This window comes from Pigmentiphaga sp., from assembly GCF_019689535.1.
Classification (GTDB): domain Bacteria; phylum Pseudomonadota; class Gammaproteobacteria; order Burkholderiales; family Burkholderiaceae_B; genus Pigmentiphaga.
Genome location: NZ_JADGHH010000005.1, coordinates 23,936 through 40,266, shown reverse-complemented (window position 1 = coordinate 40,266; position 16,331 = coordinate 23,936). Strand labels below are relative to the sequence as shown.

The 16,331-nt window shown below is 64.3% G+C and carries 15 protein-coding genes; 6 read left to right on the top strand and 9 right to left on the bottom strand.

What is annotated here, in order from left to right:
* Positions 1-114 precede the first annotated feature (114 nt).
* Together IRZ12_RS01065 and IRZ12_RS01060 are read right to left on the bottom strand one after the other, a co-directional pair.
* Entirely contained in the window at positions 115-1,653 is a 1,539-nt protein-coding gene (locus IRZ12_RS01065) for a YifB family Mg chelatase-like AAA ATPase (RefSeq protein ID WP_296463187.1), read from the bottom strand.
* Between the two features lie 262 nt (positions 1,654-1,915).
* Positions 1,916-2,563, bottom strand: coding sequence for an NYN domain-containing protein (locus IRZ12_RS01060; RefSeq protein WP_296463184.1), 648 nt, complete (start codon positions 2,561-2,563; stop codon positions 1,916-1,918).
* A 370-nt stretch (positions 2,564-2,933) separates the two neighbouring features.
* Between IRZ12_RS01060 and IRZ12_RS01055 the strand changes: the two genes are divergently transcribed.
* Both IRZ12_RS01055 and IRZ12_RS01050 read left to right on the top strand, forming a co-directional pair.
* The gene (locus tag IRZ12_RS01055) at positions 2,934-3,587 is read left to right on the top strand and encodes an alpha/beta fold hydrolase (RefSeq protein WP_296463182.1); all 654 of its coding nucleotides are present in this window, start codon (positions 2,934-2,936) and stop codon (positions 3,585-3,587) included.
* A gap of 122 nt (positions 3,588-3,709) precedes the next feature.
* Entirely contained in the window at positions 3,710-5,329 is a 1,620-nt protein-coding gene (locus tag IRZ12_RS01050; protein WP_296463180.1) for a tannase/feruloyl esterase family alpha/beta hydrolase, read from the top strand.
* A gap of 107 nt (positions 5,330-5,436) precedes the next feature.
* Here IRZ12_RS01050 and IRZ12_RS01045 read toward each other — a convergent pair whose 3' ends face one another.
* A complete protein-coding gene (locus tag IRZ12_RS01045) occupies positions 5,437-6,348 on the bottom strand; it encodes a LysR family transcriptional regulator (protein ID WP_296463178.1) in 912 nt (303 codons plus the stop codon).
* 117 nt (positions 6,349-6,465) lie between these two features.
* On the opposite strand from IRZ12_RS01045, the gene IRZ12_RS01040 reads away from it, so the two are divergent.
* The 3 genes from IRZ12_RS01040 to IRZ12_RS01030 all read left to right on the top strand — a co-directional run bounded on the left by IRZ12_RS01040 (position 6,466) and on the right by IRZ12_RS01030 (position 9,060).
* The gene (locus IRZ12_RS01040) at positions 6,466-7,440 is read left to right on the top strand and encodes a tripartite tricarboxylate transporter substrate binding protein (protein ID WP_296463176.1); all 975 of its coding nucleotides are present in this window, start codon (positions 6,466-6,468) and stop codon (positions 7,438-7,440) included.
* 12 nt (positions 7,441-7,452) lie between these two features.
* On the top strand, positions 7,453-8,520 hold the full coding sequence (locus tag IRZ12_RS01035; protein WP_296463174.1) for an aromatic ring-hydroxylating dioxygenase subunit alpha: 1,068 nt from the start codon (positions 7,453-7,455) through the stop codon (positions 8,518-8,520).
* Between the two features lie 108 nt (positions 8,521-8,628).
* Positions 8,629-9,060 (top strand): MarR family winged helix-turn-helix transcriptional regulator, encoded by a 432-nt coding sequence (locus IRZ12_RS01030; protein WP_296463171.1) that lies wholly within the window; start codon positions 8,629-8,631, stop codon positions 9,058-9,060.
* Positions 9,061-9,195: 135 nt separating this feature from the next.
* Here IRZ12_RS01030 and IRZ12_RS01025 read toward each other — a convergent pair whose 3' ends face one another.
* From IRZ12_RS01025 to IRZ12_RS01010, 4 genes are all read right to left on the bottom strand, one after another.
* A complete protein-coding gene (locus tag IRZ12_RS01025) occupies positions 9,196-10,158 on the bottom strand; it encodes a helix-turn-helix domain-containing protein (RefSeq protein ID WP_296463169.1) in 963 nt (320 codons plus the stop codon).
* Between the two features lie 183 nt (positions 10,159-10,341).
* A complete protein-coding gene (locus tag IRZ12_RS01020) occupies positions 10,342-11,166 on the bottom strand; it encodes a 2,3-dihydroxyphenylpropionate 1,2-dioxygenase (RefSeq protein ID WP_296463168.1) in 825 nt (274 codons plus the stop codon).
* Between the two features lies 1 nt (position 11,167).
* The gene (locus IRZ12_RS01015; RefSeq protein ID WP_296463166.1) at positions 11,168-11,470 is read right to left on the bottom strand and encodes a subunit of meta cleavage enzyme; all 303 of its coding nucleotides are present in this window, start codon (positions 11,468-11,470) and stop codon (positions 11,168-11,170) included.
* On the bottom strand, positions 11,470-12,633 hold the full coding sequence (locus IRZ12_RS01010) for an alpha/beta fold hydrolase (RefSeq protein WP_296463164.1): 1,164 nt from the start codon (positions 12,631-12,633) through the stop codon (positions 11,470-11,472). Before IRZ12_RS01010 ends, IRZ12_RS01015 begins: the two co-directional genes overlap by 1 nt.
* A gap of 278 nt (positions 12,634-12,911) precedes the next feature.
* Between IRZ12_RS01010 and IRZ12_RS01005 the strand changes: the two genes are divergently transcribed.
* Positions 12,912-14,036, top strand: a complete 1,125-nt coding sequence (locus IRZ12_RS01005; protein ID WP_296463162.1) for an FAD-dependent oxidoreductase — start codon at positions 12,912-12,914, stop codon at positions 14,034-14,036.
* A 62-nt stretch (positions 14,037-14,098) separates the two neighbouring features.
* Here the strand turns inward: IRZ12_RS01005 and IRZ12_RS01000 are convergent, their stop codons facing one another.
* Positions 14,099-15,067, bottom strand: a complete 969-nt coding sequence (locus tag IRZ12_RS01000; RefSeq protein ID WP_296463160.1) for a tripartite tricarboxylate transporter substrate-binding protein — start codon at positions 15,065-15,067, stop codon at positions 14,099-14,101.
* Between the two features lie 265 nt (positions 15,068-15,332).
* Positions 15,333-16,319, bottom strand: coding sequence for a tripartite tricarboxylate transporter substrate binding protein (locus tag IRZ12_RS00995; protein ID WP_296463158.1), 987 nt, complete (start codon positions 16,317-16,319; stop codon positions 15,333-15,335).
* Positions 16,320-16,331: the final 12 nt, after the last annotated feature.

Sequence of the window (16,331 nt, the reverse complement as noted above, 5' to 3'; positions counted from 1 at the left end):
ATCGGAAGGCGCCTGCGCACCTGGATCCCGAGCGATTGCGTTAGGTGCAGCGCCTGCCGTTCCGGCTCAGTGGCGGCCTTGCGAGCGCACTTGCAGCGGACCGCCTGGCACCACTTACCCTTGCAGCTCCTGCAAGGGGCGCCGGAATTGCACTGCCTCGGCCATGTGCGCGCTCTCGATCGCCGTCGAGCCGGCGAGGTCGGCCAGCGTGCGCGCGACCTTCAATACGCGGTGCGCCGTGCGTGCCGACCAGGCGAACTGTTTCATCGCCTGTTTCCATAAGGTGCTTGCGGCTCGATCGGGACGGCAATGCGTTTCCACCTGCCCCGGCGCCAGGGCGGCATTGGTGCAGCCTTGGCGCCGGTACTGGATGTCGAGCGCGGCTTGGACGCGCCGCCGCACGGCCTCGGATGGTTCTCCCGGCGGCAGGTCGGCCCAATCGTCGGCGGGGGCGGGGACTTCCACTTGCAGGTCGATGCGGTCGAGCAAGGGGCCGGAGAGGCGTGCGCGGTAGGCGGCGACCTGGTCAGGCGTGCAACGGCAGGCGCGCAGGTTGCTGCCGTACCATCCGCAGCGGCACGGGTTCATGGCGGCAACCAGCTGGAAGCGGGCGGGGTAGTCGGTGCGATGCAGCGTGCGCGCGATGGAAACCCGCCCGGTTTCCAAGGGCTCGCGCAGGGTCTCGAGCACGTGCCGGCCGAACTCGGGCAGTTCGTCCAGGAAAAGAACGCCCAGGTGCGCGAACGTGATTTCGCCCGGCCGCGGCCGCGTTCCGCCGCCTACCAGCGCGGGCGCCGAGATGGAGTGATGCGGGGCGCGGAAAGGCCGCTGCCCGAAAGGCGGGGGCGGCCCCGTCCTCAGGCTGGCGATGGCCGCGGCTTCGAGCGCTTCGTCATCGCGCAGCGGCGGAAGCAGCCCAGGGAGGCGCTGGGCGAGCATGCTCTTGCCCGAGCCGGGCGGGCCCAGCATCAGCAAGTTGTGTCCGCCCCCCGCGGCCACTTCCAGTGCCCGGCGGGCGCTGTATTGCCCGCGCACGTCAGACAAGCAGAGCGGTGCCGGGACGGGCGCGTCATCCGGGGTCGCGGCGACTTTCAGGTCGGCTTTTTCCTCCAGTTGCGCGACGACATCTTGCAGCGTGGCGGCGCCGTAGATGTTCAATCCGGGCACGCGTGCCGCCAGGCGCGCGCTTGCGGCGGGAAGCATGAGCTCGGCGCCCGGCTGGCGGCGCGATACAGACAACGCGATGGCCAATGCCCCAGCGACGGGAACCAAGGCCCCGCTGAGCGAGAGTTCGCCCGCCAGCACCCAACGCGCAAGCGGTGGCATGCCGTTGCCGCTCTTGCGGCGCGCCAGCGCCGGCATGGCGATCTGGCCGGAGGCGAGCAACACGCCTATTGCGATCGGCAGATCGAAACGACCAGACTCCTTGGGCAGGTCGGCGGGAGCGAGATTGACCGTGACCCGGCCCGCCGGGAACTCATAGCCCGAACTAAGCAGCGCCGCCCGCACGCGTTCCCGGCTTTCCCGGACTTCGGTATCGGCCAGGCCGACCATGGTGAACGAAGGCAGCCCGGGCGCGAGATGGACCTCGACGCGGACCGGCGGTGCGTCGATGCCTGTGAGTGCGCAACTGGCGAGGACGGCGAGAGTCATGGCGATGGTGCGGTGAAATGCCTGCAGTATCCCTGCAAACCCCGCATGGCCAAAGGGCGACTAGGATCATTTGACCCTCGGCGTACCGAAGAACGCGACGCTGAAGGATGGACTAGCGGTATCGCGACAGGCGTGGCGCGATGCGGCCAGGCTCTTGATGGCGAAACCCACGCCGGCGTGAACAGGCCGCCATGAAAACTTGCAGCGTGCGTGCCGAAGCCGGTCGTCGTGTGTCGGGTTCAGGGGCATCCTGGCCTCTTGGTCACCAGGTAGCAGGCTTCTGGATGTGCGCCCCATTGTTGTCAGTGACTATCTCCGGCAACTGGCTTGCTTGCACCACGCCGGGACGAATTTGCTTGAGAAAGTCGCAATGATCACGAAGGTGAACGCTTGGGTACTTCTGGGGATTCAGGATGCCAACGCGCTTACCCGGCTCTGCCCGCACCAACTTGATCGGTTCAACGAGGTCGGAGTCGTTTGAGATGACAACGGCGACGTCATACCGATCCAGATGGGCATCGTGCAGCAGGTGACTCGCCAGGTTGACGTCCGAGCCCTTCTCTTCAGTTCTGAGGACTCTTACCCAGGGATTCGCGCCTCGCTGCGGATTGGCGAGGCGAGCCATGACTGCGTGCGAAAGATAATGCCCGTAAGTGACCTGGACGGTTGGAAGCGTTGCCAATGCTCGGAGGTAAGCCTGCTGGCGAGCGGGTTGTTGAGGATCGTTGGGACGCGCCGATACAAGGGCCGTGAAATACTTGATGGCGGTGATGTCGTTGCGGGGAAGGTAGCGTCGGCAAAGAAGTTCAAGGTCCAACCATTTGTAGCCAGGGCCGCGGCCTTTCATCGTGCCGTAGTAGAGGTTGAACGCATCGACGTAGACGCTTGTTCGTAGTCTTGCGTCCGTCATGGGCACCCCGCAAAAGCAGAGGCCCCCATGCGGGGGCCTCGCACCCTGCTGTCGAAACAGCAGGGGGGATAGGGATGCTGGGAGCCTTGCGGCTCCCGCGCCCAGCGGCCGAAGCTGCTGGGGGGATCCAGGCGGGTAATGCTAACAAGTTGACAGGGCTCTGTAAATGAGCAAGCCCTGCCTTTCGTCGTATACCCAGGCGTAGCATGGGGGGTGAGCGCGCAACTGGCGAGGACGGCGAGAGTCATGGCGGTGGTGCGGTGAAATGCCTGCAGTATCCCGGCTAAAGCCGGCTGGTCCCAAGGGCAGCTAGGACCGTTTGATCCGCGCCGGGGTGCCGCGCCGCTTATCTCTTATGATTGTGGCCATCATGACCACACTTGATTTGCACGAAAGCGGAGCCCGGCTCCTGGAGGGGCCCGCCGGAAAAATGGAAGTCATATTCGACCTTCCCGACGGGGAGGCCGAGGGCATTGCCGTCGTAGCCCATCCGCAGCCCTTGTTGGGTGGCAGCGCTCGACACAAGATCCCGCACTTTTTGGCGCGTGCGTTGCGCGAGGCGGGCTGGGTCGCGGCACGCCCCAATTTTCGCGGCGTCGGCAATAGCGAGGGCGCACACGACGAAGGGCGTGGCGAAACGGACGACATGCTCGCGTTGTGCGCGATGCTGCGCGCGGCCTATCCGGGCAAGCGCCTGGCCCTGGTGGGGTTTTCCTTCGGTGCGTTCGTGCTTGCCAAGGCGGCGCGCACGCTGGCCGATCGCGGCGAGCCGGCGTGGCGTACGTGCCTGGCGGGCATGCCTTACGGAAAGATCCATGGGCGAGGGCCCTACGAGCCGCCGATGCAGATTCCCGATGCGCTGGTGGTACATGGCGAACGGGATGAGCGCGTGCCGCTTTCTGCCATTTTCGATTGGGCGCGGCCCCAAGGGCAGCCGGTGGTGGTGATTCCGGATGCGGACCATTTTTTCTCGGGCAAGCTACCGGTGCTGCGATCGGCGGTGTTGGGGCACCTGGCGGCCTGAAGCTGAAGCGGTGGCCGCCGGTCGTTCAGTTTAGTTGGTAACTCAAATCACAAATCCGAATCACAAATCTGGAGCAGGCCAGGGGTTTAATGCCCAAGGCTTTACGCCTTGGAGGAGACCCCATGAAGAAGATTCCATTGCCGCGCAGGACGACACTGGCGGCGTCTATCGTGTGTGCCCTTGCGACCACGGGATGCGGAGACGGCAGCGTCGATGGGCCGGGCAGTTCACCGTCCGGGTCCATCGCATGCGCTGAGCTGCCCGCACGCTTTGTTTCCGGACAGACCGAGCGTGTCGAGATCGCCTCGGCCACGGAGGTGCCCGCGCAGGGCGACAAGCCGGCCTACTGCGACGTTCGGGGAACAATAAAAGGGAACGTCAAGTTTGCCGTCTACCTGCCGCGCGATTGGAACGGAAGATTCCAGATGGTGGGCAACGGCGGCAAGGCCGGGAGCATTTCCCTTGCCGACATGGAAACAGCCATGAAGGCCGGGTATGCGTCGGCGTCCACCGATACGGGGCATGATGCGAGCATGCCGGCGCAGTCGGGAGCCCGGTTCGGATTCGACCAGGAGTTTGGTGATGAGATGGAAATCGACTTCGGGTACCGTGCCGTTCACTTGACGGCAGTGGTGTCGAAGGAAATCGTCGCGGCACATTATGGACGCGAGATTGCCTATTCCTACTGGAACGGATGCTCCACGGGCGGCCGGCAAGGCATGATGGAGGCGCAGCGCTATCCGGACGATTTCGACGGCTATCTGGTCGGCGCGCCGGTCTATGACTACACGCGGCAGCAGCTGTCCGCGCCCGCGCTTCTCCAGCATTTGTACAAGAGCGGCATACCCGGCCCTTCGGAGCTGCCCTATGGCAAGCTCAAGCTGCTCAACGACATCGTCTACCAGGGCAATGGCGAGGACTTCGAGGGATGCGACGCCATCGACGGCCTCGAAGACGGCATCATCCGGAATCCTCTTGCGTGCACCTTCGATCCTGAGCGCCATTTGCCACGCTGCGCCGATGGCGACGACGGCGACGCGTGCTTTACCCCGGGCGAGCTGGCAGCGATCCAGGGGGTGTACGCAGGCCGTCCGGACGTGAACGTCCTGCCGTTGCCTCCGGGAACGGAGTTTACCGATGGCGGCTGGGGCACGTGGTTCATCGCCAGCGGGGCAGGCGTACCCCAGCTGCACACCATCATGGCCGACGCTTTCCAATACCTGCTTTTCGAGCCTGATCGGCCCGAATTCGACTATCTACGCGATCTGGATTGGTCGAAGGACCCGTTGCTGATGGACAAGGCCAAGCAGACGTACAACGCTACCGACGCGGATCTGCGGGCATTCGCGGCCGCTGGCAAGAAAATAATCATGTATCACGGCTGGGGCGATCCTGGCGTGAACCCACGCGGAACGCTCCAATATCGGCAGAACGTCGAGGCCGTGTTCGGGAATGCGGAAAAAGTCGACGAGTTCTACAAACTCTACATGGTCCCGGCGCTGGGTCATTGCCGTGGGGGACAGGGACACAACGCCATTGATTGGATGACGGCGCTCTCGGCCTGGGTGGAGGAAGGCAAGGCGCCGGAAGCGATCGTGGGGACGCGGCCGTCAGACGGGTCGACCCGGCCGCAATGCCCGTACCCGCTCGAGGCGGTCTATGACGGCGTAGGCGATCCCAACCAGGCGTCCAGCTTCTCATGCCAGAAGGTGGCAAGCCAGGTGAAGGCGCGGATCGAGTGAGGCGGTGAAGTGCGGTTGCGGCGGGGCAGGCAAGTGCGAGTCTTGGTCTGCGCCGCCGTCGTCCGTGCCGGCGTCATGGGCGGGAAGGTGCGGCTTGGGGTAGTTGGCTATGCGCGCGCGCCTTTCCCGAACAGCGATGCGATGCAGGTCCTCAGCCAGCGGTGGCCGGGATCGTTGTTCCACCGCTTATGCCAGAACTGCCGGATGGTCAGCGGCGCAATCTTGAAAGGCAGCGGCAGGGCGGCGAGCTCGTTGGGCGCTGCGAGCGCAGCGGCGACCGAAGCGGATGTCACGGCAAGGAACGGGCTGTCGCGCAGGATCATGGGCACCGACAGATAGTGCTGGACTTCCGCTGCGACCCGGCGCCGGCTGGCCAATTTGCCCAGCGCCTTGACGATGAACCGGTCTCCCATCGCGGGCGCGCGGACGACCACATGCGGTGCGGATAGAAATCCTTCCACGGTGAGTCCTTGGCGCACGACCGGGTTGCGCACGGAGGCCAGGCACACCAGGACATCGTCTTCTAGCCTTTGCTGCACGAAATCACGGTCGCCCAGCGGCAGCATGCCCAGCGCCAGGTCCGCGCGCCCAGTCTCGAGTTCAGTTCCGTATTGATCGCGCGGCGCCTGGCGGCAGCTCAATCGCACGCCCGGTGCCCGTTCGTGCAGCCACGCGGTGAGCTTGGGCAGGAACATCAGCTCGCCGACATCGGTCATGAGCAGCCGAAATTCTCGTTCTGCCGATCTTGCATCGAAATCGCGCGCCTCCTCCAGCGCGCTGCGGATGAGTCCTAATGCGTTGCCTACGGGCTGGGCGAGGGCGGTCGCCAGGCTCGTCGGTTCCATGCCTTGCCGGGTCCGGACGAAGAGCGGGTCATTCAGCTGTTGGCGCAGGCGGTTGAGTGCGGCGCTGGTGGCCGACTGCGTCAGGCCCAGACGCGAGCCGGCTAAGGTGATGCTGCGTTCCTGCATGACGGCCATGAAAACCCGCAGCAAGTTCAGATCGAGCCGGCTCGCCATTACATCTATATCGTCAATAGTGGCCATGATCAGAATTTGTTTGAGTAATTCTCATGGCACCAATAGCATGTTTTCTCACCCGTTAGAAGTACTCGACAAAAGATAGGAGACATGGGGATGCGAGGCTGGGTCTATATGGCGATTGCGGCCGTCTGTCTGGCCGCGCATGGCGGCGCGGCATACGGCGCCGATGAGTTTCCGACGCGAACGGTGTCGATCTACGTGGCCAACGCGCCAGGCAGTCAGGCGGACTTGCTCGCCAGGATCCTGGCGCAAGGCATGAGTTCCCGCTTGGGCAAGAACGTCATCGTTGAAAACCGTCCGGGCGTAGGCGGGTTGATTGCCGCACGGGCCACGGCGCAAGCCGAGCCCGACGGGTACACGGTCATGCTGGGAAGTTCGGGTGTAATGGCCATTAACCCGCACGTGTATGCGAGTGTTCCCTACGATGCCAGGAAGGATTTCGTCGGCCTGGCATTCGTGGCGTCTTCGCCGAACGTATTTCTGGTATCCGCCCAGAGCGAGGTTGCCGACCTGCGCGAGTTCGTCGGGATGGTCGGCAAGGCCGGACGCCCCGTCAACTATGGCTCGCTCGGTCCCGGCGCGACCACGAACATCGTGTCCCAGCTTTTCGGCCGCGAGGCGTCGCTGCCCATGACCGAGATTGCCTATAAGGGCGAGACCATCATCATCAATGACCTGGTCGCGGGCCGGCTCGACTTCTCGGTGCTGCCCATTTCTTCGACGCTGTCCTACATCCGATCGGGCAAGCTCAAGGCGTTGGCGGTCACCTCTGACAAGCGCACGAATCTACTGCCGGAGCTGCCGACCACGGCCGAAGCTGGATATGGCTCAGTGCGGATGACGCAATGGTATGGCCTCTTTGCCCCGGCCCAGACACCGGAAGGCGTGGTGGCGAAGTTGGTCACCGCGGCCGAGGCCGCACTGGCTGATCCGGATACCCAGCGGCGGATCGCCCAGCTGGGCGTGGAGCCGGGGTCCCTGGACAGGCCGGCCTTCCTGCGGTTTTTCGCGTCCCAATACGAAGACTACGGAACGATAGTGAGGAGACTCGGGATCAAGATCGACTGAGCGGAGGTACACATGTTCTTGCGCAACACTTGGTACATGGCGGGATGGGCGGGCGAAATCGACGCCGGCATGCTGGCCCGGCGCATTGCCGATACGCCGGTCGTCCTCTATAGGCGGGGGGACGGCACGCCGGTTGCCTTGCATGACCGCTGTCCGCACCGCTTTGCGCCGCTCAGCCTTGGTCGGGTCACGGGGGATGCCATCGAATGCGGTTATCACGGCCTGCGGTTCGACGGCACTGGTAAATGCGTAGGCAATCCGCATGGCGACGGCAAGATTCCCCAGGCGGCCCAGGTACGGACGTTCCCCGTGGTCGAGAAGTACACGCTGCTGTGGATATGGCTGGGCGAACCCTCGCGGGCGGATGCCTCCCAGATTCCGGATTTTTCTTTCTTGGAAGATCCTGCACGGCGCCGCGTGGACGGCTATCTTCACGTCCAAGCCAACTACCAGCTCGAGACAGACAATTTGCTCGACCTCAGCCACACGCAATTCGTCCACGCCAACTTCCACTTCAGCGAGGCGATACTGAAGGGCAAGCACGAAGTCGTGCAAAGCGGGAACACGGTACACAGCAACTTGTGGTGTCCCAATGGCGCGCCGTCTCCTTGGTTCGCGAAACGCATTCCTGGCTACGATGGCCGGTCTCCGGTCGACCAATGGATGGACATGCGTTGGGATCCGCCTTGCGTGCTGCGCCTGGACACTGGCATCACGCCGGCTGGTCGTCCGCGGGAAGAGGGCGGGCAGAGCTTTACCGCGCACATCCTGACGCCTGAGACCGAGACCACGACGCACTACTTTTTTGCGCACAGCAGAAACTTTCGCACCGACGATGCGGAGATGGACGAAGCGATTGCGCATTGGCAGCGCGTGGGCTTCGGCGAACAAGACAAGCCCATGCTCGAGGCCGTGCAGCGGGCCATGGGGACCACCGACCTGATGAGTTTGAAGCCTATTCTGCTGCCCATCGACACGGCGGCGGTCCGGGCCCGCCGTATCGTCAAGCGGTTGTTGGACGCGGAGCAGCAGGCAGGCGCCGGGGTTGCGCATGCGGAGGGGGCGCTGCAGTCGGCTTGACGCAGCCGCCGGGGGCGGCCCGTCGGCTTGGCCGCACGCCGAAGATTAGGCGTAGTGCGGGCGCAGAGTTGTGCTAATTTTTCGGCTCTGCCGCCGTCTTCCGCATACATGAACATACGCACGCAAAGCCTGGGTTTCGTCGTTGGTACGCTCAATCGCCGCATCGTTTGGCGCCTGGCGCAACTGACCGCTCCGCACGGCGTCATGCCGGGCCAATTTCCGGTGCTGCGGTGCCTCCGGGACGTGAAGGTTTCGACGCAAATGGAGCTGGCCCGCATGGTGGGCGTCGAACAGCCGTCGATGGCGGCGACGCTTTCGCGCATGGAGAAAAACGGGCTGATCGAGCGCGTGTCGGATGAGCAGGACGCCCGGCGCCGCCTCGTATCGTTGACCGAGCGCGGAAAGCAGATGCTGGCCGTGATGACCGAGTCGGCCGTCGAGGTCTACAAAGACGCCTGTGTCGGCCTGACCGAGGCCGAAGTCGCGGAATTCCTGCGGATAGGCGCGAAGATGATCGAGAACCTGCAGGACGAAAAATGACTTTCCCTGCCCCGGGGGCAACCTTGGGTGGGAGTCACCGGGTCGGGCTGCGGCTCGTTGATGCCTGGCGTGCGTGTGTCTGGAACCGAATGTGCGCGGGGTGGACGCTGGCGAGAGGTGTCGCGCCAGACCGATTCAATGGGCCTGGTCCGCCGGGAAGGCGGCCTTTCTGAATGCACGCGGTGAAGTCCCATACCGTTGCCGGAACGTCCGGCTGAAATGGGTGATGTCGTTGAACCCCCAGAAGTAGGCGATCTCCCCGATGGAGCGCGCACGCAGCGAGGGGCTGGCCAGATCGGCGCGGCAGCGTTCCAGGCGTGTCTGCCAGATCCACTTCATGAGCGGCACTTCTTCGTCTTCAAAGAGTTCATACACGTAGCGCGTCGACAGGTTGACCGCGGCGGCGATGCGCGACGCATTCATTTCGTGGTCCTGCAGGTGGTCCCGGACGTAATCCTTGATGCGTTGTTTGTGCAGTGCGCGCAGGCGCGATGGGGGGACGCTGGTTCCCGATTCTGAGCCGGCCAGGCACGCGACGACCAGGAACGGCAGTGCATCGGCCAGGCGGTCCGCTTCCATGTCCGACAGGCGATCGGCCTGCACGACCAATTGGTCCATGGTGTGGCGCAGCACTGCGCCTGCGCCGTCCGTGGTGCATATGCGGCGCGCTGTGTGCAGTTCGATTTCCGGCATGATGGCGCGCAGCGCGCCGTGCTCGATGTAGAGGGAATGGGCCAGCACGTTTCCCGCTTCGATGAAGAACGGCTGGGCAGGATCGATGATGAACAGGTCGTCCGGTTCGATGCGGGTCTCGCGACCGTTCTGGTGGACGATGGCGACTCCCTCGCGGTGCAGCGATATGACAAGGCGCGAGCGCTGCCCCATGCCGTGCGGTGAACACGTCGTATGGGGCGTGAACCGGAGCGCCGCGAAGCGCAGGCGTTGGCCACTGTACCCTTTGACCTGCGTGCTGAAAGGGTGATAGGCGTTGCCTTTCACGGACAGGCCAACGGCGAACGCCTCTTCCATCTGCTTGCGGAAGAGTGCGGTGCCTGCGCGCTGCTTTTCACCATCGATGATGAACTGAAAGGCGGCCATGGAACGTTAACCTCCCTGCCCTATGAGTGGACAAAGAAACCCATGGAGTTTCGGTTGGTGTTGCCGGCCGCGTCAATTGGACCTTTTCCGTAGCCGTCCGGGAATGGGGGCGCCAACGCAACGAGCAGATGGCGCGGCCCTGGGCAACGGCGGCGCGCCAGTCCGCGCGTCGCGCAGGAGAGATCAATCCACGTCCCAGCCGCCCAGGCCTATGCCGGTGTACCAGTTGGACACGGCCTTGTAGTAAAGGCAACGGAAGGGGGCTGATCCCGCGACACCGTGCGCGACCAGCCAAGTGCGGATTTCTTCCGCGCCGTTTCCCGCCTCGTGCACATGGTCGGTGGCATGGCGGAGGAGGGCTTCGGGGTCGTTTGCTGCAAGTAGCGCCAGGAAGCGCCGGTCGAAGTCCTCGTTCAGCAAGCCCATGCGAGGTGTTGCGATGTCGTGGCTGAGCCCACCCGTCGCGAGCACGGCAACCCTTTCGGCTCCGTTGAACCGCCGCAGTGCATCGCCGATCATCGTGCCCCAGGCATAGGCCCTGTCCATCGTCGGAAGCGGTGGCTGGACGCAGTTGACGAGCACAGGCACCACGGGAACCTCGCCTGCAATGCCAGCCAGGTGCAAGGGAGTGATCACGCCGTGATCCAGGGTCAGGTCCATGGAGAGGGCGGGGTCGAAACCAGCTTGCAAGGCCTCTCCGACGAGATGGGCGCCGAGTTCCTGGTGTCCTGGGAGCACCTGCCGGTCCACTTTCAGCCAATGTTCCACAGGGGTCGGGTACGACGTCGCCGCGCCGATGCAGAATGCGGGAAGGTTATCGAGGAAGAAGTTGTGCAGGTGATCGTCGGATACGACCACGATCACGTCCGGATCGGCCCTGCGTATGGCCTGTCCCACCTGCAGGAAGGCCGCGAAGATCGCTTCCCGGTCCGTATCGGGAATGGCATCGGGAAAATTGAGCATGACCGGCGTATGGCTGACGGCATGCACGCTGACTATGCGGGCCACGTTATGCCTCCTCCTGCTTGCCCGCTTCCCGCATGGCTTGCACGAACACGGGCTCCGGTATGTGCAAGCCGAGGCAATGGGCCCGCAACAGGTACGGATTGACCCCCGCGAGATACATCGCGCCGATGTCGTTGTCCCGGATGGCTCGCTTGAGTTCGGCTGCGAGCGGGATGCCTGCCATGTAGGCGTCGGGGTCCTGCTTGTAGCGCTCCAGATGGTCCTCTCGGTGGTGGATGTCGAACAGGATGCGATTCATCCAGTAAGCGTCGGCCGTTGGGATGAGCTGCCGCCAGTTGCTCGGCATCAATGGCCTCCTTTCAGCTGCCTGGCCAGCCAGTTGACGATGGTGGGAAGGGTTTGCGGTGTCAGTCCCATGTGTCCGCCAGGGAAGAACCGGACTGTTTTCGGATCACCATGCTCAAGCAGCAAATGGATGTCAGCCACGGGACACTGGCGATCCTCCTTGCCGTTCACCAGCAGCAGTGGTGCGCAGGGGCGGTCCAGCAGGCCCTGGTCGAGGAGTGACAATCGCTTGAACGCGGCGACGTAGTCCTCGTCCGTTTCCACGCCCAGCATGCGCTTGCGGGTTTCGACCAGTTCCATGAGGTAGCTGTCCGGATAGCGCGATGCAGTGACCCAGTCGGGCTGGAACATGAAATGCGCGCCTCCTCCCCAGTTGACGGCACCTGCCAGGCGATCCGGAAGGAGATGAGCGAGTTTGGTTGCCCAGTAGCCTCCGAACGAGCGGCCGAGGCAGGCCACGCGCTCGGCGTCCAGGTCATTGCGGGTGCGCAGCCAATCGAGAACAGTGATGAACTGCCGTTCCGCATCCACGACACCGTGGACCGGGGATTCGCCGGTGCCGGCGTTGTCCATGGCGACCGTTGCGATGCCATGTGCAAGCACCAGGTCACTGGCGGCGGTCATCTGTTCCTTGCAGGCGTCCACGCCGCCCCACATCAGGACCACCCGCGGCCGTTCGACGCCGCGCGGACGCCGAAGCAGGACCGGCACCGTCTTGCCTTCGCCGTCGCGGCCATCGAAGGGGACGACGATGCGCTCGATGGGGATGTCCCAGTACGAGGACGTGGCAAGGTAGGTCTCGCGTTCACGGATGGCGCAGTATTGCTTGGCGGGATGGTTGGGGCAGGGAAAACGGCCCATGAAGTAGGCGCCGCTGGCACGCTGGTACAGCTCCGCGGCGCGGGCGGTATCGCCGTCCCGGTGTGCCTGGCGCGCCTGTGCCTCCAGCCCATCGCCGATCTTTCCCCAGTAGGTGCCCCAGGACTCCCCGTCCAGGCCGGTCACCCCCTCGATCCACGCCGCGCCCTCGTCGGGGGGCAACGCATTCATGGGGTGGACGCGTGCCTTCCAGCGTTTGATCATCCAGGCCTTGGCTTCGGCAAGGGTCTTGGGGCGGCCAGAGACATCGGCGTCTACGGTGGCGCTGGTGGACTGCACGGTCACGGTCGTTCTCCAGGATTCGATGTTGAAACGAATGCATCGTCTCGATCGGATCCCATGATGTTCGCAGGCGGCGTCATGCTTGACTTGGCCCGGCGTGCACAGGAAGTTGATCGGTCGTGAAGGTTGATGCGAAGTTGTCTGGACGTGCGCTGAAGCTTGAGTGGGAGTCGGTCACTGCGGCCCAGGCGTTGACGGGCGCCGCTCCCTCTTGCGTAATTGCCGCGACTCATGCGTGACGGGGCCGGTGGCGCCGGTCACCATAGATGGAGCAGGCAAGAATGAGCAGCATCGGAAAGGTACTCGTGGTGGGGGGGGGCATCGGCGGCATGTCTGCAGCCATCTGTTTGCGCAGGAGCGATGTCGAGGTGCACCTGATCGACCTGGATCCCGAGTGGCGAGTGTACGGGGCGGGCATCACGCTGACCGGTCCCACGCTGCGCGCCTTCCGTGCCCTGGGGGTCTTCGACGAACTGGCGTCCCAGGCATATACCGGCCACGGCATCCAGGTCTGCAACATGGCGGGCGACCGCCTGAAGGTCGTCCCAACGCCGGTCGTCGGTGACCCGGACCTGCCCGGGAGCGGCGGAGTACTGCGTCCCGTGCTGCATGCGATCCTTGCACGCAGGACGCTGGACAGTGGTACCCACGTGAGGCTGGGCGTGACCGTGGACAGCCTCGCCCAGAACGAGGGCGATGTGACCGTGCGGTTTTCCGATGGCATGGAAGATCGGTATGACCTTGTCATCGGTGCCGATGGCATCTTTTCCCGGACGCGCACGCTGATCTTTCCGGACGCTCCAGGGCCCGAATTCACGGGCCAGTGCGCGTGGCGCCTCGTGATCCCGCGCGCACCCGGCATCGATCGCCGGCATTTCTTCCTTGGCGGGCCGGTCAAGGTGGGGCTGAACCCGGTCTCGGCCTCCGAAATGTACATGTTTCTCCTCGAGGCCTTGCCGGCGCCGAACCGTATTGAGGATGCCGACCTGCATCTCAGGCTGGCAGAACTGATGCAGGGGTATGGAGGCGTGCTGGCCACCATTCGGGAGCAGCTCAACGAGTCTTCCCGCATCGTCCGGCGCCCCCTGGAGGGGTTCCTGCTGCCTGCGCCGTGGTTCAGCGGCCGGGTCGTGCTGATCGGCGACGCCGCGCATCCGACCACGCCACAGTTGGCGTCAGGTGCCGGCATGGCGATCGAGGATGCGCTGGTGTTGAGTGAGGAACTGGCCCGCCAGGGCGAGGTGCCGCGGGCGCTCGAGCGGTTCATGGAGCGCCGGTATGCGCGCTGCCGCCTGGTGGTGGAGAACTCGTTGCAGATCGGGCGCCTGGAGCAGCAGAGGGCACCCATTGAAGCCCAGGCTGCCCTCGTCGAGGAGTCGCTGGCCGTCCTGGCAGAGCCGATCTGACGACCGGGCCATGTGCCGCCGGCTTCCCCGCGGGAGGCACATGGCCATTCAGGACGCCAGGCTCATTCGATCTTGGTTCCCGTTTCGCGAACGACGCGCTCCCACTTCTGCATCTCCTTCTTCACCATTGCGGCAAACGCTTCTTGCGAGATGTCGGACGTTTCAAAGCCGACGTTGGCGAGCTTGGCGCGCACGTCTTCGGCCCTGGCCGCAGCCGACAGTTCACTGCGAATCTTCTCTATGACCGGGGCTGGCGTGCCGGCAGGGACCCAGGCGCCGACCCAAGATTCGTCCTCGAAGTCGGTGAAGCCGGCTTCCCCGATGGTGGGCACGTTCGGCACGGCGGGACTGCGCTTCTTGCTCGTCACGGCCAAACCGACGAGCCGGTCGGACTTGATCAATGGCACGGCAGGGGGCAGGGCCGTGGCGGAAAGCGCAACTTCGTTCGCCATGGTGGCCTGCATCGTGGCCGGGATGCCCTTGTACGGTACGTGCGTGACGGGAACCTTGGCGAGGATCTTGAACAGGTATTCGGCCGACATCTGAGGTGTCGTTCCGTATCCCGGTGATCCGTAGTTCAGGTCCTTGGTCGCGCGGGCCCGCTCCACGGCATTCCTCAGCGTGCGGATTCCGCTCGTGGGGCTGGTCACCAGGATATTGGGTGCCGTGGCGAGCAGTGCCACCGGGATGAGGTCCCGCTCCGAATCGTAGCCCGTGTCCTTGTAGAGGTAGGGGGTGACCGCAAACGCGGTGGAGCTGACGAGGACCGTATAGCCATCCGCCGGTGACTTGGCTGCGGCCTGGATCGAAATCAGGGCACCGGCGCCCGCGCGGCTTTCGACGACCACGGCGTGACCGGAGCTCTCGGTGATCTTCTGGGCGAAGATTCGGCCTATGACGTCCTGCGGGCTGCCGGTCGATGCGGTAATGAACTTGATGGGTTTGCTTGGATAGGGTTGCGCGAGCGCCGCGAGGGGAGCGCCCAGCAAGACTGCGACGCCAAGTATCGCTGTACGGGCATTCAGGGCCATCACCGTCTCCGATTTATGTGTTTGTGTCGTGAGTGAATAGCGGCCTGGCTCGTGGATGTCCTGCCTGGACGGTCCAGGGCCTGGGCTATTCTAGGCAGACGGTGGATGGCGATAGTGTGCTGTTCGTGCGCGATAAGTTGATCGTCATGGAACCCCTGGTGCAGGGGGCCATGACGTGGGTTCATGACATGACGAAAAGCGGCCGGTAGGCGCGAATGCCCTGCCCGACCGACCATTCACGCCAGGGTGGTAAGGCCGCAAGGCGTCATTGCAGCTTGATGCCCGCCTCGGCCACCACCTTCTTCCATTTCACCGTTTCTTCCTGCACGAAGCGGTGGAGCTCCCCAGGGGTGCTGCCGGCGACTTCCAGCCCTTGCGTTTGCGCCCGGGCCCGGAGCTCGGGCAGGGCCAGCGCCGTCCGGATCTCGGCGCTCAGCTTGTCGACGATGGGTTGGGGCGTCCCCTTGGGTGCGAAGATGCCCACCCAGGTATCGGCCGAGAATCCTGGCACGCCTGCTTCAGCCACGGTGGGAACGTCCGGCAGGGCCGGCGAGCGGCGGGTGCCGGTCGTGGCCAGGGCCTTGAGCTTGCCCGAGTTGACGAGCGGAATGGATGCGGTCAGGTCCATGAACCCGATGGGCACGCGACCGCCGATGATGTCTTGCAGCGCCTCGGGCGTGCCTTTGTAGGGAACGTTGCGCATGTCGAGGCCGGTAGCTTGGCGGAACAGTTCGGCTGCCAGGTGATGACTCGTGCCTACGCCGTTGGTGGCGTAGGTCAGTGCACCGGGCTGCGCCTTGGCCCGCTCGATGAGGTCCTTGATGCTATGGATCCCGGCCTGGGGGTCGGCGACGACGGCGACAGGTGCCCGCGCGACCATGGAGATGCCGACGAAGTCTTTCGCAGGATCGTAGTCCAGTTTGTAGAGATTGGGGTTGATCACCAGCGCTCCCGTGACCCCGACCAGCAGGTTGTAGCCGTCGGCAGGAGCCTTGGCGACGTAGCGCGTGGCGACGTTGCCGGCCGCGCCGGGACGGTTCTCGATCAGGAAAGGCTGATTCAGCTGGGCCTGCAACCTTTCGGCCATGGCGCGAGTAATGGTGTCGGCCGAGCCGCCGGGTGGGAAAGGCAGTGCCAGCTTGACCGGACGGTCGGGGTAGTTGGCGGCCGGATCCGCGTAAGCGGCGGGCGCCAGCAGTACGCCAGCAATGGCCAGGCATGATGCGAAGCCGCGCGCAGCGATGAAAGTCATAGTTGTCTCCTC

Bases quoted from the DNA above. Each gene is read 5' to 3' on its own strand.
- IRZ12_RS01065 (WP_296463187.1), bottom strand. From the start codon at position 1,653: ATGACTCTCGCCGTCCTCGCCAGTTGCGCACTCACAGGCATCGACGCA.
- IRZ12_RS01060 (WP_296463184.1), bottom strand. From the start codon at position 2,563: ATGACGGACGCAAGACTACGAACAAGCGTCTACGTCGATGCGTTCAAC.
- IRZ12_RS01055 (WP_296463182.1), top strand. From the start codon at position 2,934: ATGACCACACTTGATTTGCACGAAAGCGGAGCCCGGCTCCTGGAGGGG.
- IRZ12_RS01050 (WP_296463180.1), top strand. From the start codon at position 3,710: ATGAAGAAGATTCCATTGCCGCGCAGGACGACACTGGCGGCGTCTATC.
- IRZ12_RS01045 (WP_296463178.1), bottom strand. From the start codon at position 6,348: ATGGCGAGCCGGCTCGATCTGAACTTGCTGCGGGTTTTCATGGCCGTC.
- IRZ12_RS01040 (WP_296463176.1), top strand. From the start codon at position 6,466: ATGCGAGGCTGGGTCTATATGGCGATTGCGGCCGTCTGTCTGGCCGCG.
- IRZ12_RS01035 (WP_296463174.1), top strand. From the start codon at position 7,453: ATGTTCTTGCGCAACACTTGGTACATGGCGGGATGGGCGGGCGAAATC.
- IRZ12_RS01030 (WP_296463171.1), top strand. From the start codon at position 8,629: ATGAACATACGCACGCAAAGCCTGGGTTTCGTCGTTGGTACGCTCAAT.
- IRZ12_RS01025 (WP_296463169.1), bottom strand. From the start codon at position 10,158: ATGGCCGCCTTTCAGTTCATCATCGATGGTGAAAAGCAGCGCGCAGGC.
- IRZ12_RS01015 (WP_296463166.1), bottom strand. From the start codon at position 11,470: ATGCCGAGCAACTGGCGGCAGCTCATCCCAACGGCCGACGCTTACTGG.
- IRZ12_RS01005 (WP_296463162.1), top strand. From the start codon at position 12,912: ATGAGCAGCATCGGAAAGGTACTCGTGGTGGGGGGGGGCATCGGCGGC.
- IRZ12_RS01000 (WP_296463160.1), bottom strand. From the start codon at position 15,067: ATGGCCCTGAATGCCCGTACAGCGATACTTGGCGTCGCAGTCTTGCTG.
- IRZ12_RS00995 (WP_296463158.1), bottom strand. From the start codon at position 16,319: ATGACTTTCATCGCTGCGCGCGGCTTCGCATCATGCCTGGCCATTGCT.